The sequence below is a fragment of the Methylobacterium sp. CM6244 genome (genome assembly GCF_054817885.1).
Map to the genome: position 1 here is coordinate 4429533 of NZ_CM139247.1, position 14389 is coordinate 4443921.

15 protein-coding genes are annotated in these 14389 nt (G+C 67.2%); 6 read left to right on the plus strand and 9 right to left on the minus strand.

Features of this window, described 5'->3' with window-relative positions; translation table 11 throughout:
• Positions 1 to 463: 463 nt before the first annotated feature.
• The gene (gene purD / locus ACYQML_RS20765) at positions 464 to 1747 is read left to right on the plus strand and encodes a phosphoribosylamine--glycine ligase (protein WP_461233907.1); all 1284 of its coding nucleotides are present in this window, start codon (positions 464 to 466) and stop codon (positions 1745 to 1747) included.
• Between the two features lie 84 nt (positions 1748 to 1831).
• Positions 1832 to 2002 carry a hypothetical protein gene (locus tag ACYQML_RS20770; RefSeq protein WP_419953821.1) on the plus strand — a complete coding sequence of 57 codons (171 nt, stop codon included), beginning with the start codon at positions 1832 to 1834 and terminating at the stop codon, positions 2000 to 2002.
• 9 nt (positions 2003 to 2011) lie between these two features.
• On the opposite strand, the gene ACYQML_RS20775 is transcribed toward ACYQML_RS20770, so the two are convergent.
• Together ACYQML_RS20775 and otsB are read right to left on the minus strand one after the other, a co-directional pair.
• Entirely contained in the window at positions 2012 to 3022 is a 1011-nt protein-coding gene (locus ACYQML_RS20775; protein WP_461233909.1) for a glucokinase, read from the minus strand.
• 126 nt (positions 3023 to 3148) lie between these two features.
• A complete protein-coding gene (gene otsB / locus ACYQML_RS20780) occupies positions 3149 to 3901 on the minus strand; it encodes a trehalose-phosphatase (RefSeq protein WP_461233910.1) in 753 nt (250 codons plus the stop codon).
• A 235-nt stretch (positions 3902 to 4136) separates the two neighbouring features.
• On the opposite strand from otsB, the gene ACYQML_RS20785 reads away from it, so the two are divergent.
• Complete coding sequence (locus ACYQML_RS20785) at positions 4137 to 4631, plus strand: DUF427 domain-containing protein (RefSeq protein ID WP_461233911.1); 495 nt, start codon at positions 4137 to 4139, stop codon at positions 4629 to 4631.
• Positions 4632 to 4814: 183 nt separating this feature from the next.
• Positions 4815 to 6056, plus strand: a complete 1242-nt coding sequence (locus ACYQML_RS20790; protein ID WP_461233912.1) for a serine hydrolase domain-containing protein — start codon at positions 4815 to 4817, stop codon at positions 6054 to 6056.
• 146 nt (positions 6057 to 6202) lie between these two features.
• Here the strand turns inward: ACYQML_RS20790 and ACYQML_RS20795 are convergent, their stop codons facing one another.
• The 7 genes from ACYQML_RS20795 to gyrB all read right to left on the minus strand — a co-directional run bounded on the left by ACYQML_RS20795 (position 6203) and on the right by gyrB (position 13375).
• Positions 6203 to 6847, minus strand: a complete 645-nt coding sequence (locus ACYQML_RS20795; protein WP_461233913.1) for a hypothetical protein — start codon at positions 6845 to 6847, stop codon at positions 6203 to 6205.
• A 78-nt stretch (positions 6848 to 6925) separates the two neighbouring features.
• Positions 6926 to 8272, minus strand: coding sequence for a hypothetical protein (locus ACYQML_RS20800; protein WP_461233914.1), 1347 nt, complete (start codon positions 8270 to 8272; stop codon positions 6926 to 6928).
• Between the two features lie 204 nt (positions 8273 to 8476).
• Positions 8477 to 8761, minus strand: a complete 285-nt coding sequence (locus ACYQML_RS20805; RefSeq protein WP_461233915.1) for a hypothetical protein — start codon at positions 8759 to 8761, stop codon at positions 8477 to 8479.
• Positions 8762 to 8977: 216 nt separating this feature from the next.
• Positions 8978 to 9616: a DUF2147 domain-containing protein gene (locus ACYQML_RS20810; protein WP_207411465.1), complete on the minus strand. Its 639-nt coding sequence runs from the start codon at positions 9614 to 9616 to the stop codon at positions 8978 to 8980.
• Between the two features lie 362 nt (positions 9617 to 9978).
• Positions 9979 to 10188 carry a hypothetical protein gene (locus ACYQML_RS20815; RefSeq protein WP_056433285.1) on the minus strand — a complete coding sequence of 70 codons (210 nt, stop codon included), beginning with the start codon at positions 10186 to 10188 and terminating at the stop codon, positions 9979 to 9981.
• Positions 10189 to 10576: 388 nt separating this feature from the next.
• Positions 10577 to 10897: a hypothetical protein gene (locus tag ACYQML_RS20820; protein WP_043764525.1), complete on the minus strand. Its 321-nt coding sequence runs from the start codon at positions 10895 to 10897 to the stop codon at positions 10577 to 10579.
• 24 nt (positions 10898 to 10921) lie between these two features.
• Positions 10922 to 13375 (minus strand): DNA topoisomerase (ATP-hydrolyzing) subunit B, encoded by a 2454-nt coding sequence (gene gyrB / locus ACYQML_RS20825; protein ID WP_419953827.1) that lies wholly within the window; start codon positions 13373 to 13375, stop codon positions 10922 to 10924.
• Positions 13376 to 13718: 343 nt separating this feature from the next.
• Between gyrB and ACYQML_RS20830 the strand changes: the two genes are divergently transcribed.
• Complete coding sequence (locus tag ACYQML_RS20830) at positions 13719 to 14003, plus strand: type II toxin-antitoxin system RelE/ParE family toxin (protein WP_461233916.1); 285 nt, start codon at positions 13719 to 13721, stop codon at positions 14001 to 14003.
• Positions 14000 to 14377 carry a helix-turn-helix domain-containing protein gene (locus tag ACYQML_RS20835; RefSeq protein WP_419953828.1) on the plus strand — a complete coding sequence of 126 codons (378 nt, stop codon included), beginning with the start codon at positions 14000 to 14002 and terminating at the stop codon, positions 14375 to 14377. The genes ACYQML_RS20830 and ACYQML_RS20835 overlap by 4 nt, the downstream gene beginning before the upstream one ends.
• Positions 14378 to 14389 lie beyond the last annotated feature (12 nt).

A 14389-nucleotide genomic window follows, 5' to 3' on the forward strand; every position in this document is an offset into this window, starting at 1 on the left:
AGCCACGGCCCAAGGCCAAAACGCCGGAATATGGGATGGGCGATTGTCATTGGCGGCCTTAACGGTGACGCGACCGCTTTGAAGAAACTGCGACAAACGCACTCCCGACCCCGGCGTCGGGGCCATTGGCGGGGAAGCGGAGTGGCGACATCCTGGCATGACGATATTCAACTCGGGGACAGCCGGCATCGTTCCTCCGATTATCATCGATCATATGCGGTTGGGGAATGAATTTCGTGCGTGCCAAGCATACTCGAAATCACGGGAATCCGCGACCGGGACCGTGGCAGGGACTTTCCATCCCCTGCTTTTCGGGGGAAACGCCATGCCGGGATGCTTAGGGGGCGGCGCTGCGAGGCCGGGACAATGCTATGGTGGAGAGCCATTCGGCGCATTGTGCAGGCTCTTGTCCATACCGGTTCGGCATCTCGCCATGCCTTCCGTGTCCTTCGAAGCGTGACTTATGAACATCCTCCTCATCGGCTCCGGCGGACGCGAACATGCGCTGGCTTATGCGATCGCCAAAAGTCCGCTTTGCACCCGCCTGTTCACGGCTCCGGGCAATCCGGGGACGGCGGAATATGGCGAGAACCGTCCCGATCTCGCTGTCGCCGATCATGAGGCGGTGAAGAAGTTCTGCGAGACCGCCGGGATCGGCCTCGTGGTGGTCGGGCCGGAAGCGCCGCTGGTTGCGGGCTTAGTCGACGATCTCCAGGCGGCCGGTATCCGTGCCTTCGGACCCACCAAGGCCGCGGCGCAGCTCGAAGGCTCGAAGGGATTCACCAAGGATCTGTGCACAGAACGCGGCATCCCCACCGCCGCCTTCGCCCGGTTCACCGATCAGGACGCCGCCCTCGCCTATCTGGCGAAGTCCGGTGCGCCCATCGTGGTGAAGGCCGATGGGCTCGCCGCCGGCAAGGGCGTCGTGGTGGCGGAGACCTTGGATCAGGCGGAGAACGCTGTCCGCTCCATGCTCGGAGAGCCGGGCGCTGAGATCGTCATCGAGGAATGTTTGTTCGGTGAGGAGGCGAGCTTCTTTGCCCTCTGCGACGGGACGAACGCCGTGCCGATCGGAACGGCGCAGGACCATAAGCGCGTCTTCGACGGGGATCGCGGTCCCAATACCGGTGGCATGGGCGCCTATTCCCCGGCCACTATCCTGACGCCCGCCCTCGAACGGGAGGTGATGGAGACGATCATCGCCCCGACCCTGGCGGGAATGCGCGAGCGCGGGACGCCCTTCACCGGCATCCTCTATGCCGGGCTGATGCTGACGGCCGATGGCCCGAAGCTCATCGAGTACAACACCCGCTTCGGCGACCCCGAGGCGCAGGTGCTGATGCCCCGTCTCGCCTCCGATCTGGTCCCAGTCCTGCTCGCCGCCTGCGAGGGCGACGTCACCGGCATCGCGCTGCAATTCGATGCCCATCGCGCCGCACTGACCGTGGTGATGGCGGCGGCCGGCTACCCCGGCGCGGTGATGCGCGGTTCGACGATCCGGGGGATCGCCGAAGCCGGCGCCAACAACGCGGTCATCGTGTTCCAAGCCGGCACGCGGGCGGAGAATGGCCGTATCGTCGCCGATGGCGGCCGGGTGCTGGCGGTGACGGCCACTGGCGACAGCATGATGGAGGCCCAGGCCCGCGCCTATGCGGCGGTGTCGCGGATCGACTGGCCCGAGGGCTTCTGCCGCCGGGACATCGGCCGGCGGGCCGTGGCCCGCGAAGTGGCGGGGGACGGCATCTGACGAAGCCGCGCCCTTGAAATTCCGGGCGCCCGCTCATCTTGCACGGTGACGGCCGGTATCGCGCCGGCGCGGAGGAATCGACCGATGGGCTACGTCTCGAAGACCGTGATGGAAGAGGGCAAGGCTGCTAAGATCGCCGGCCAGGCGGATGCGTCCAACCCCTACCCCGCCGGATCGCAGAACAGCGCCGACTGGCTCGAAGGCTACACCTACGACGAGGCGGAGCAGAACGTCGACAACGAGTCGGACGAGTAGCCGCCCGGATCAGTCCTCGGTCCAGACCTGCCCGTGATACACGAACACCTCGGGCCGGTTGGCCAGGGCGGCGAGACCGGAAAAGGCTGGATCCTGGACGGAAATCACGCTGGTGGGGATCGCCTCCATCTGCGTGACGAAGGGCGGCTTATGCTCAAAGGACCGCCGGAAATCGCCCTTTTTCAGGATGGGCAGGATTCGCGGGGCGATGCCGCCGCCGACATAGACGCCGCCCGTGGCGAGGAAGGTCAGGGCGAGGTCGCCGCAGACTCGGCCGAGCAGCTTGGCGAACAGTGTGACGGCCTCGGCCGCAACCGGGTCGCTGCCGTCGATACCCGTATCGGTCACTTTGGCGGGCTCGGCATCCGCCGCCTCTCGCCCGGTTCGCGCGAGATGGATGGCCTTGTAGAGCCGCGCGAGGCCGGGTCCCGAGAGCAGCGCCTCCACCGTCACCCGCCCCTCGATACGCTCCACATGCCGCCAGATCTCTTCCTCGGCCACATCTGTGGGGCCGAAATCCACGTGGCCGGCCTCCGTGGAGACGATGGCGAGACGGTCCGCGTAGGGGATGACGGCCGCCGCGCCGAAGCCGGTGCCGGGACCAAGAACGAGTCTCGTCCCCTGGTCGCCCTTCAGCCCACCATCACGATAGGGGCCGATCGGCGTCAGGTCGGTGGGGGCGATATCCACGGCGCCTGCGGCGACGGGGACGTAATCGTTGACGACCACCGCGCGCGAGAGGCCGAAATCCCGGCCGATCCGCGCGCCTTCGATGACCCAGTTCGCATTGGTGAGACGGACGGCGGGGCCATCGATCCGGGCGGCGACCGCCAGGATCGTCGAGCGCGGCGCTGGTCCGTCATACTTTTCGAGAACGGAGCCGATCGCGGCGCTCGGGCCGGGGAAGGCGTTGGTCGGGACATGGCCGACGATCTCCGCCCCGGCGCCCGCCTCCGGCACGAGTGCGAAGCGGGCATTGGTGCCGCCGATATCGCCGACGAGGACCGGGAACTCGAACATGCGTGCGGTTGTCCTTCGCGCTGGAATTCGGGATTTCACATCTCGCCCGCCCTCGATGCGGGTGCGGGGCGTCACGGTCTGGTCTGCGGCACCGGCCCCGATGCGGGATCGCGGCCGGTCGCGCCCTCAGGCGGGCGGCAGGGCGTCGGGGTCGATCGGCGCGCCGTCGGCCCAGGCATAGATCAGCGCGCGCACGGCATCGGGATCGGTGAGACGCCGCGTGGCGATGGTGTCGCTGCCGCCGATGCGGACGCTGATTCCGCCCTCCTCGTTGACCACGGCGAAGGCCTTCTCGTCGGTGAGGTCGTCGCCCAGAAACATCGCGCGGCGGCCGGCATAGGGCGGCGCCTCCGACAGGGCGCGGATGGCATGGCCCTTGGTCGCGGAGGCCGGGACGATCTCACCGACCGCCTTGCCCAGCTGCAGCCGATAATCGGCGCCGAGATCGGCCGCGGCAGCCCTCACGGCCTCCTCCGCCTGCGCGGCGTCGGTGGGCGTGGCGAGGCGCCAATGCACCGCGACGGAAGCGCCCTTGTCCTCGATCAGCACGGATTCGAGGTCGCGCACGGCGTCCTTCAACCCTGCGATGCGGGCGCGCAGGGCAGGATGATCCTCGGCGCTGCCTCCCGACACCACCCCGTCGACCCGCCGCTCGACCCCGTGAAGGCCCGCGACATCGAACCTGGCGGGCGAGAGAAAGTCGTCGATCACCGCGATGGGGCGGCCGGTGACGATGGCGAGCGCCCCGCCGAGCCGGTCCCGCAAGCGCAGGAGCGCGGGCGCGAGCTCCGGGGGCACCACCACTTGGTCCGGGCGCGGAGCGATCTCCACGAGGGTGCCGTCGAAATCGAGAAAGAGGGCGAAATCCGTCACAGGCATTGTCCCAGGGTGTCTGGCTCGGGATGGCCGGCTCACCGAGACGGCCGATCCATCGGAGCGGCCGAATTTCTATCATCCGCGTCGCGAGCCGGGCTAGCATGGCCCGCGCCACGCGCAAACGCCGCGTCTCGAATATCGCCTGCGTGCCGGCCCCCATCGCGAAAACGGTCTCCCGTTTCCGGAAGGGTGTTCTCCCGGTAACCCATTGATCTAAATTCGAAATTGGATGATTCCGATGCACCCCACCCCCCTGCCCTTCGGCCCCGGCCAGGAAAGCGTGTGGAATTATCCGCGCCCGCCGCGGCTGGAGCGCGTGGCCCGGCGCCTGCGCGTGGTATTCTCCGGTGCGACCGTCGCCGACACGGTGGCCGGGTACCGCGTGCTGGAGACCAGCCATCCGCCGACCTATTACCTGCCCCCCGGCGATGTGGCCGATGGCGTGCTCGGGCCGCCCATCATGGCGGGGATCTGCGAATGGAAGGGCCGCGCCGTCCTCCACGATGTCCTGGCCGGCGGCCATCGGGCGCCGGGCGCGGCCTGGGCCTACCCGGAACCCACACCGGATTTCACGGCCATTGTCGGCTACATTGCCTTTTATGCCGGGGCGATGGAGGCCTGTTTCGTCGACGACGTGACAGTCGAGCCGCAGCCCGGCGGCTTCTATGGCGGCTGGATCACGCCGGAGGTCGTCGGCCCGTTCAAGGGCGGACCGGGCAGCATGGGCTGGTGAGTGCCACGTCCCGCGCTTTCGATGCGTTACGCGACGGCCCTTCGATGCGCCATGCGACGGCTCTTCGGCGTTTGACCGACAGCCGGCAAATACCGGTACCCATGGCGCCGAACGATGCTCTAAAGGCCGGGCTCAGGTTCGACGATACGGCCGCGCGAGGGCGGTGAAGACGGAGAGGCGCGCATGCAGGACACCCCGGTACAGGACTTGCCCGTAACCGACCCGAAGGCCCTCGGTCTCTGCCCCGAGCGGCTCGAGCGGGTCGATGGCTGGATGCGCAGGCTGGTGGCCGAGGGCAAGCTCGCCGGCCTCTCGGTGATGCTGTCGCGGCGGGGGGAGACCGCCTTCTTTCGCGCCCATGGTCTGGCCGACATCGCGCGCGGCACGCCGTTTTCCGCCGATACGATCACCCGCATCTACTCGATGACGAAGCCGCTGACCTCGGTGGCGGTGATGATGCTCTACGAGGAGGGGCGCTTCCAGCTCGACGACCCGATCACCCGCTTCCTGCCCGAATTTACCGACATGCGGGTTTTCACCGGCGGCAACCGGGTGAAGGCCGAGACCGTGCCGGCCCAGCGCCCGATCACCATCCGCGACTGCCTCACCCATACGGCGGGCTTCACCTACGGCTTCATGGAGGCGACCCTCGTCGATGCGCTCTATCGGCAGAACGGCGTCGATTTCGGCGAGAATCAGGATGCGAGCCTCGCCGAGGTGGTCGCCCGGCTGGCGCGTCAGCCCCTCCTCGCCCAGCCCGGCGCGGAATGGAACTACAGTGTCGCCACCGACCTCCTCGGCCATCTCGTCGCGGTGGTCTCGGGCCAGGAGTTCGGCGATTTCCTGAAGACGAGGGTCATCGACCCGCTCGGCATGGTCGACACGGATTTCTACGTGCCCGCCGACAAGGTCTCCCGGCTGGCGGCCAATTACAGCCTGTTCCGCGACCGCAGCCTCAAGCTCTACGACGACGCGGTGGGAAGCCGCTTTTCCGCCAAGCCCGCGATCGCCTCCGGCGGGGGCGGCCTCGTCTCGACCGCGTCGGACTACATGCGCTTCTGCCGCTTCATCCTCGGGCGCGGCACCCTCGACGGGGTGCGGCTCCTGGGCCGCAAGACGGTGGAGCTGATGCTGATGAACCATCTGGGCGGCGACCTCGCCTCGATGGGCCAGCCGCGCTTCTCGGAATCCTCCTATACGGGAATCGGCTTCGGGCTCGGATTCTCGGTCATGCTCGACCCGGCGCGAGCCCAGATCGTCGGCACCCCCGGCGAGGTCGCCTGGGGAGGCTTGGCCAGTACCTCGTTCTGGATCGACCCCGCGGAGGATCTCGCCGTGGTGATGCTGGCCCAGCTCATCCCCTCCTCGGCCCTGCCGATCAGACGGGAATTGCGGGTGCTGACCTACGCCGCGCTGGTCGAGTGACAGGGCTTCAGGCGATGCGTCGCCCCGGACCTGAGATCCGCGACAGCGCGGCCCGGCATCCACCGCCGTAACGAAAGACCCATCCCGGCCTCACGCCGTCCGCGATCCGCGGACGGCCGCCCCGGTGTCGAGGTCGCGCGGAGACGTCAGCGGCAGAGGCTTTGCCGCGCGAGGCAGGGCAGCAGGCTGTCTTCGGGGAAAGGCAGCGCCACCTCCCCCGTCTTGGATTCGAGCCTGGAGATCGCCCATTCGCCCTTCGCATCGGCGACCGGCTCGATGAGCCAGCGCAGGGCGCGGACCTGGTCGCGTCCTCTCTCGGCCGGGAGCCGCGCCTCGACATATTGCTTGGACCACCACAACATGCCGGAGGTCGGGAAGGTGACCGTGACCTTCTGCCTGGCGGCTTCGCAGACGAGCTGACGGACCCGGAAGCTGTTGCCCGCTGCGGCCTTCGGCCTGATCGCGGCGTCCAGCAGGCCGGAGCCGCCACCGGATGCCTTGAGGGCTTCCTGGCACCGGAGCTCGTCGCGCCGGGCGGCCAAGGCGCGGCTTCCTTCCTGGCAGGCCTGGACGAGGGGCCTGAGACTTTCGTGCGACGGAATCATGCCGCGCCCACATTGCAGGATGGGCGACGCCGTGACGTCCGACACAGGATCGGCGGCGGCGAAGGCCTTGTCGACTTCGCCCGTCGCAATGCGGACGGCCTCGGTCCGGGCGTCGGCGATTTTGCCGTTGAACTCCGTCACGAGGGCCGCCGGCGGATAGATCCCGCGCACATCGCCCGTGCCCATCAGGAACCAGTTGTTGGCTTCCAGCCCTCCGAACGTCTTCGGCGCGGCCTCGATCCGCCCGACCTGCTCCTGGAAGACCTACCGGACGCTTCTCGCGACGTAGTCTTCCGCCATTCCGGCGCAGGTCTTGTGGAGGCGCGACAGGGCCTCGTTGCCCCATTGCGTGCCGACGAGCCGGTCGCATTGCGAGCGAGCCTCGTTGAGGGGGAGGCCCTTGAGGCTGTCGCCGCCGAACACCTCCTGAAGCTCCCGAGCGGCGGCCTGCTCCATCTCGGTGCGACGGGTTTCGAGCGGGGCTCCGAGGAAGCGGTCATGGGCCATTCGCGACACGTCGTTTCGGCGGAGTTCGTCCCTGCTGAGCTGCAACCCGTTCGTGTCACGGAACGACGTAAGGGTCAGGGGAAGGGCGAGGAGGCGCTCACGCTCCTCGCGCAGCCAGAGGGCGGCCTTCCGGCGCTTCTCGATGTCGGGATAGGATTGAGACAGCAGCCGCCCGATGGTCCTACCGTCCTTGCAGGACTGCGCTTTCTGGAGAAGGTCCTCCGTGAAGGCACGGTCCCAGTATTCGACCGGTAGACCGACCGCCAATTCGAGCCGCTCGACGTCGATAGAGCCGAACGTCGCCATTCGCTCGCACAAGGTATCCCCGGGCAGGGCCTCGAGCGGTCGCCCGCTCGCCGCGAGGCGGTCGGCGACGATGCGCAGGAAGTCCAGGGCAGCCTGGCGGGCTGACCCGTTTCGGTCGAGCGACCCCTCGGGCGCCAGCGTGAGGCTCGTCACCGCACGCATTTCCCCGACGGCCCGATCACGGGCGTCCGGCGGTTCGACGGGGAGTTCCGCGAGCCGCTTGCGCTCGGCGTCGTAGAAGTGCCGCCAGAAGGTCGGCGCGGCCTCGGCGTAGCGCTGGCGATAGGCTTGCTGGTCCAGATCCGGCAGCAGGTCGATCGGCGGGAGTTTCTGCTGTTCCTCGGCGACGGTCCGCACCGTTTCGACGGAGGGACTGGTCTCGCCAAGCAGACCGAAGAGGCGATCCATGCGAGCCTTCGCGCTCTCGCTCCGGGAGAGCGTGAACGGCTCGCAATCGGATTGCGGCTTGCCCTGGCCGGTGAGCCACCGCCCCTGGAGGCTGTCGCCGTTCTGCCCAAATCGCACCGCGATCCAAGGGCGACCACGCCGATCGACGAGAAGAAGACCACCATCCGTATCCTGAGCGACCAACTCCAGCTTTTGGAAGGAAGACGCCGTCGTCTTGCGAAAGAAGACCTCGAATGACGATCCTTCCTGTCGGAATTCCCAGTCGTCCAGCGTCAACGCGCCGTTGCAAACATGGCTGCCATTGTAGAAGCCGGAATCGATTGCCTTGGCCTCCCCGGATAGTGCTCCGGAAATCGCAAGGATGACAAGGTATTTCAAGCTGAAATTCATGGATTGACTTGGATCTCCGCAATGCCGATCCATCGATCGACCCCTCTACAAAGGTCGACCGATGTCTTGGACAAGCAAAGTCTATGTCGAGCCTGCGGCGCACTCAACGTTTGGCCGAATGGGGTCCTGATCGATGGAAACAGACCGGCTCCGGGCGGTCGTTCCCGACCGGACGTGGCGCAGACGCGCAGCGTCCAGTGTCCCTCACACGATGAAGCCGGCCACGCTCACCGTCGGGCGCTCGTGGGTGGCTTCGTTGTCGAGGGTCTTGGGGATCGGTCGAGGGTCTTGGGGATCGAACGTCGGAGGTGCGGCTCCGGTGTGGCTGCAGCCGGTCGGGCCTGTCGAAACCGCTACGCCGAGCGCCGAGTGATCCCGGTCGCCTCGTCCGCCGTGCGCCTGGTTCGGGGGGACGTCCCCGGACGGCTCGAAGACGGTCAGGGGTGGCAGCTTCGCGATGATGCCGGCGGGCAGCGGCTCCCTGGCCAAGGGAGGGGCCTGATCCGAGGACGGGTCTTGATCCGCAGATAGGTCTTGTCGTGCAACCGGACTCCCGACGCCTGCTTACCGTGCGAACTCCCTGATCGTCAGGAGTTCGCACGGTAGCGGCACGATCCGGCCGTGCAGGACGTCATCGAGCGGATACGAGCGGCCGTCGATCATACCAACGACCCTCGGCCGGATCGAACGGTTCCGGCCGTCGTCTTACTCGGCCGGCTTGGCTGCCGGCTTCGGTGCCGTGGCGGCCGGTTTGGCGGAGGATGCGGCAGGCGTGCCGGCTCCCCCGGCCGGCGCGGCCTTCGGCGCCCATTCCGGATCGGAGCGGGGGCCGCCCGGGCCGTTGGTCGGGCCGGTGATCTGGCCCGGTGCCGTGTCCGTGACCTTGGTCCAGGCCTGCGACATGCACATGAAGCGCAGCATGCAGCCGCGCACGGTGAGCTCGCCGGGCTTCTCGCTCCAGATCGTTACATCGTAGAACGACCCGTCCTCGGCGTTATAGATCTTGCCCTCGTAATGGTTCTCGGCGTTCGGCTTGATGCCCATGATGAGCTGGTGGCCGAGGGAGGGGCGGGCCTGCTTCTTCGGGTCGGGATTCTTGAAATCGACCCGGGGCTGGCCCTTGTCGTTCAGCGGCACTTTCAGCCAGACGACGTAGCCGCAGACGTGATCGTTCTTGGCGCCGCATTTCTCGATGCGGACACGGGCTCGCCCGTCCTCGGTGAGCCAGGTGCCGCTCGGATCGTTGGGAGCGGCCACGGCGAAGCCCGATATCGCGCTGAGCGCGAGGCCGGCGATCGGGGCCAAGAGGCGCCCGGCCATTGCCGAAATGGGTCGATACGTCATCCAGAAAAAATCCTTAACCCGCCCCGAAACGCAACCGCCCGTCCCTGTGCCGCCCATCCATACGGAGGCGTGACACAGGACGCGATGGCAGGAGCCGCCCATCGTCTGAAGGTCCCCGCTTCGGACGCGAAGGTGACCGGATCATGACCGGCTCGCGGCGTCCTAACGGAATTCGGGACGCGTGCGAGAGAATTCTTCGTGAGGTTCGGGAAGAGACGCCACCGTATTCGACACATGAGAAAGGGCCGGTGCTTCCGCACCGGCCCCGATCTCGCCCTTCGTGATGAAACCGACCTTGCGCCAACCCTCTCTAAGCTTGACCGATCGGTCTCGCCTGACGGGCCCCGGCGGGCGGCTGGAGCTTACTCAGCGGCGGTCATGCCGGAGGTGAAGTGACCGCACCAATCCTTGGAGGCCACCACCGGCCACAGGCCGGGCGACTTCGGCTCGGGCTGGCTCACCGGCGGGTTGTAGCGGCAGAGGCCCTGATCGGCGGCCGCCTGGCCGCCATTGATCTTGTGGTCGTCGAAGAAGCGGCAGGCCTCGCAAGCTGCGCTGGTGATCTGTGCCATGGGTCTCTCCAATATGTCCGGGCCGGCTCGGGACGCCCCCGATGCGCCTGCCCCTCAGTTGCTAATTAGAATAAGTCCAATCTGGCGTCAATGGTTCCTCGGACGACGGAAGGCCCGTTGCCGAGCACTGCGCCGGTGGAAGCGCCTGTGCCGGCGGACGTGATTCAGCGGCCGCGCGGTGGAGTTTAGGCTCGGGAAGCGGAGCTGGTGCAGACGCTTACGCTATCGGCTGATCGGAAAGACGGGTCCTGCCAGCCGGCATCGCGCCCGGAGCGCGGGCTTCTTCGGCGGTGGTCGCTCGGAAGAGATGGGACATCCTGTCGCCTGCCTCGCGCCGGCGATGGAGAACTCGGCGCGGAGGCCTTCGGCCGGGCCGGAGGACTGGCCCTCAGGCGATGCCCGGAGTGTCGTCGTCCTCGTCGATCAGGCTCAGCGTGCGGAGGATCGCGAGGGCGACCATCTCGGCATCCACTTCGCCCTCGGCCGTGGCCGGCAGGATCGCCACGGTGCTGACTTCCTGCCCGGAGAGACGCCCGACGACGACCTTGTAGACCTCCCCGCCGGGCGCGTCGTCGTCGCGGACGAGGCAGACGCGGTGATCGCCGGCCTCCCCGTAGACGCGCTGCGTCGTCACCTCGACCCGGTCGTCGTCACTGACGGGCTCAGGCCGACGCGGCTGACCGAAGGTCGGACGGATGATGTTGCTCATATCGACCCTCCCGGTCGCGTTGGCTCAGACGTCGAGATTGGCGACGCTGAGGGCGTTCTCCTGGATGAACTCCCGGCGCGGCTCCACCACGTCGCCCATCAGCTTCACGAACAGGTCGTCGGCATCCTGGGTGTCCTTGATCCGAACCTGAAGGAGCGAGCGCACCTCGCTGTCGAGGGTGGTCTCCCACAGCTGCTGCGGGTTCATCTCGCCGAGCCCCTTGTAGCGCTGGAGCTGCAGGCCCTTGCGCCCGAAGGCCATCACCGCTTCGAACAGGCCCACGGGGCCGTGCAGCACGGTCTCCTCGCCCTTGCGGGCATAGGTCACCGGCTCGCCGTAGATCTCGCGCAGGGCCTCGGCCCGGTCGGACAGGCGACGCGCCTCCTGCGAGGCGATGAGCGATGCGTCGAGGGTCACGACCTGGCGCACCCCGCGCAGGGTCCGGCTGAGAACGTAGCCGCCTTCGCTGACGGAGCCTTCCCAGCCCTGCTCGATATCGTCGGCGATGACGTCCATGCGCCGGGCGATCTCGGTGGCGCGCTTCGTCGCCTCGTCGGGGTTCTCGTCCACATTGGTGCGGAAGGCCCCGGCGATCATCGCCTGTTCCACCGTGGCGCGGTCGTAGCGGGTGTGGAGCGCCTGCATCAGGCCGCGGAACTGGCGCGCCTCCTCCACCAGGGCCTTCAATTGTGGCCCGCCGAACTCGGCGCCGGAGGCGAGGCGGAGCACCGCCCCGTCGACGCCAGCATCGATGAGGTAATCCTCCAGCGCCCGCTCGTCCTTGAGGTAGATCGCGGTCTTGCCCTTGGCGGCCTTATAGAGCGGCGGCTGGGCGATGTAGACGTAGCCGCGCTCGATCAGCTCCGGCATCTGCCGGAAGAAGAAGGTCAGCAGCAGGGTGCGGATGTGCGAGCCGTCCACGTCCGCATCTGTCATGATGATGATGCGGTGATAGCGCAGCTTGTCCGGGTTGAAGCCCTCCCGGTCGGTGGAGGAGCGGCCGATGCCGGCGCCGAGCGCCGTGATCAGCGTGCCGATCTCGGCCGAGGACAGCATGCGGTCCGCCCGCACGCGCTCGACGTTCAGGATCTTGCCGCGCAGGGGGAGCACGGCCTGGAAGTGGCGGTCGCGGCCCTGCTTGGCCGAGCCGCCGGCGGAATCGCCCTCCACAAGGAGGATCTCGCATTTCGACGGGTCGCGCTCCTGGCAATCGGCGAGCTTGCCGGGCAGCGAGGCGATGTCGAGCACGCCCTTGCGGGTCACGGTCTCGCGGGCCTTGCGCGCCGCCTCGCGGGCGGAGGCCGCGAGGATGACCTTGCCCATCACGGATTTGGCCTGGGCCGGGTTCTCCTCGAGCCAGTTGGAGAGGCCCTCGTTGAGGACGTTCTCCACGGCCGGGCGGACTTCCGACGAGACCAGCTTGTCCTTGGTCTGGGACGAGAATTTCGGGTCGGGCACCTGCACCGAGATCACGGCGGTGAGGCCCTCGCGGCAATCCTCACCGGTGAGGGTGATCTTCTCGCGCTTGGTGATGCCGGTGGATTCGGCATAGCCGGTGATCTGCCGGGTCATGGCGGCGCGGAAGCCCGCCATGTGGGTGCCGCCGTCACGCTGCGGGATGTTGTTGGTGAAGGGCAGCACGGTCTCGTTGAACGAGTCGTTCCACCACAGGGCCACCTCGACGCGGATGTTGTCGCGCTCGGCCCGGACGAAGACCGGCTTCGTCATGCCCTCGATCGGTTTGCGCGAGCGGTCGAGATAGCGCACGAAGGCCTCGATCCCGCCCTCGTAGAACAGCTCCTCGCGCTTGTGCTCGGCATGGCGCGCGTCGGTGAGGACGATGCGCACGCCGGAATTGAGGAAGGCGAGTTCGCGCAGGCGCTTCTCCAGCGTCGCGTAGTCGAACTCGATCATCGTGAACGTGTCGGTGGAGGGCAGGAACGACACTTCTGTGCCGCGCCGTCCGTTGCCGTCGCCCACGACCACCAGCGGCGACACCGCGTCGCCGTGGCGGAACTCCATCGCGTGCTCCTTGCCGTTGCGCCAGATGCGCAGGCGGAGCCATTGCGAGAGGGCGTTGACGACGGAGACACCGACGCCGTGCAGGCCGCCGGAGACCTTGTAGGAATTCTGGTCGAACTTACCGCCGGCATGGAGCTGGGTCATGATGACCTCGGCGGCCGAGACCCCCTCCTCCTTGTGGATGTCGGTGGGGATGCCGCGGCCGTTATCGGACACCGTCACCGAGCCGTCGGCGTTGAGGGTGCAGGTGACGACGTCGGCATGGCCCGCCAGCGCCTCGTCGATGGCGTTGTCCACCACCTCGTAGACCATGTGATGCAGGCCCGACCCGTCATCGGTGTCGCCGATATACATGCCGGGCCGCTTGCGCACGGCATCCAGCCCCTTGAGCACGCGGATGGATTCCGCCCCATAGGCCGTAGCCGCCAGGTTGCGGGAGGTGTCGTCGTCGGTCATGTCGGACATCAAGTTCCCCAGGCAGGCGGGTCTTTGCTTGATTTTCGTGCCCCGGCTCGGTCCCCGGGTACGCCTGCGATTCGTTCAGTGGGCTATATATAAGCGGTGCGTCTTGAAAATGCACCGCATGAGCACGGTCAGTCCCCGTGCCTTCCCGACGATTCCCGGGCTTGCCGCCACGCTTGACCTCGCTGCACTCTCAGCCTGCATCGAGGGTCGTGCCGACCCTTTCGAAAACATACCATGCAGGGTATGAAGAATGGGCTGGCGGGTCGAGCTTCATCACGAATTCCGGCGCGAGTTCGATGCGCTGCAGGAGGCGGTTCAGGACGAGTTGCTGGCCATGATCGAGCTTCTGAAGGTCGCGGGCCCTCAATTGAGACGGCCTGGGGCGGATACGCTCAACGGTTCGAAGCATGCCAACATGAAAGAGCTTCGCTTCGAGGCTGAGGATGGTGTCTGGCGGGTGGCCTTCGCCTTCGACCCTGCTCGAACCGGCATCCTCCTCGTCGCGGGGGACAAATCCGGTGTTTCGGGAAAACGTTTCTACACCGCGTTGATCAAGCGGGCCGACGCTCGTTTCGACCAGCATCTGAAGGCCACATCCAGGGATGGGAGTTCCCGGTGACCGACGACCATCGCCCTGTTTCGGCGGACGACATCCTCGCGACGCTCACGCCGGAGCGACAGGCACGGATCAGAGCGCGCGGCGCCGAACTGATCGCCGAGGAGTTCGCGTTAAGAGACCTGCGACGCGCCGAGGAGATCACCCAGGCAACCGTCGCCGAACGGCTGGGTGGCCGTCAGGTCTATGTCTCGCGCCTCGAGAAGCGCGCGGACATGAAGCTATCGACCTTGCGTGCCTATGTGCAGGCGATCGGCGGCGATCTCCAACTCCTGGTGACGTTTCCGGAAGGCCGCGCCGTACGTCTGAAAGACATCGGTGCGGCCGTTCCTCGTGCCCGCAGAAGCCCGGCCCGGAAGATCAAGTCCACCGAATGACATCACCGGCCG

Coding starts and splice junctions, on each gene's coding strand:
- ACYQML_RS20815 (WP_056433285.1), bottom strand. CDS start 10,188: ATGGCACAGATCACCAGCGCAGCTTGCGAGGCCTGCCGCTTCTTCGAC.
- ACYQML_RS20810 (WP_207411465.1), bottom strand. CDS start 9,616: ATGACGTATCGACCCATTTCGGCAATGGCCGGGCGCCTCTTGGCCCCG.
- ACYQML_RS20770 (WP_419953821.1), top strand. CDS start 1,832: ATGGGCTACGTCTCGAAGACCGTGATGGAAGAGGGCAAGGCTGCTAAG.
- ACYQML_RS20820 (WP_043764525.1), bottom strand. CDS start 10,897: ATGAGCAACATCATCCGTCCGACCTTCGGTCAGCCGCGTCGGCCTGAG.
- purD (WP_461233907.1), top strand. CDS start 464: ATGAACATCCTCCTCATCGGCTCCGGCGGACGCGAACATGCGCTGGCT.
- ACYQML_RS20795 (WP_461233913.1), bottom strand. CDS start 6,847: ATGGGCACGGGCGATGTGCGCGGGATCTATCCGCCGGCGGCCCTCGTG.
- ACYQML_RS20830 (WP_461233916.1), top strand. CDS start 13,719: ATGATCGAGCTTCTGAAGGTCGCGGGCCCTCAATTGAGACGGCCTGGG.
- ACYQML_RS20785 (WP_461233911.1), top strand. CDS start 4,137: ATGCACCCCACCCCCCTGCCCTTCGGCCCCGGCCAGGAAAGCGTGTGG.
- gyrB (WP_419953827.1), bottom strand. CDS start 13,375: ATGACCGACGACGACACCTCCCGCAACCTGGCGGCTACGGCCTATGGG.
- ACYQML_RS20775 (WP_461233909.1), bottom strand. CDS start 3,022: ATGTTCGAGTTCCCGGTCCTCGTCGGCGATATCGGCGGCACCAATGCC.
- ACYQML_RS20790 (WP_461233912.1), top strand. CDS start 4,815: ATGCAGGACACCCCGGTACAGGACTTGCCCGTAACCGACCCGAAGGCC.
- otsB (WP_461233910.1), bottom strand. CDS start 3,901: ATGCCTGTGACGGATTTCGCCCTCTTTCTCGATTTCGACGGCACCCTC.
- ACYQML_RS20800 (WP_461233914.1), bottom strand. CDS start 8,272: ATGAATTTCAGCTTGAAATACCTTGTCATCCTTGCGATTTCCGGAGCA.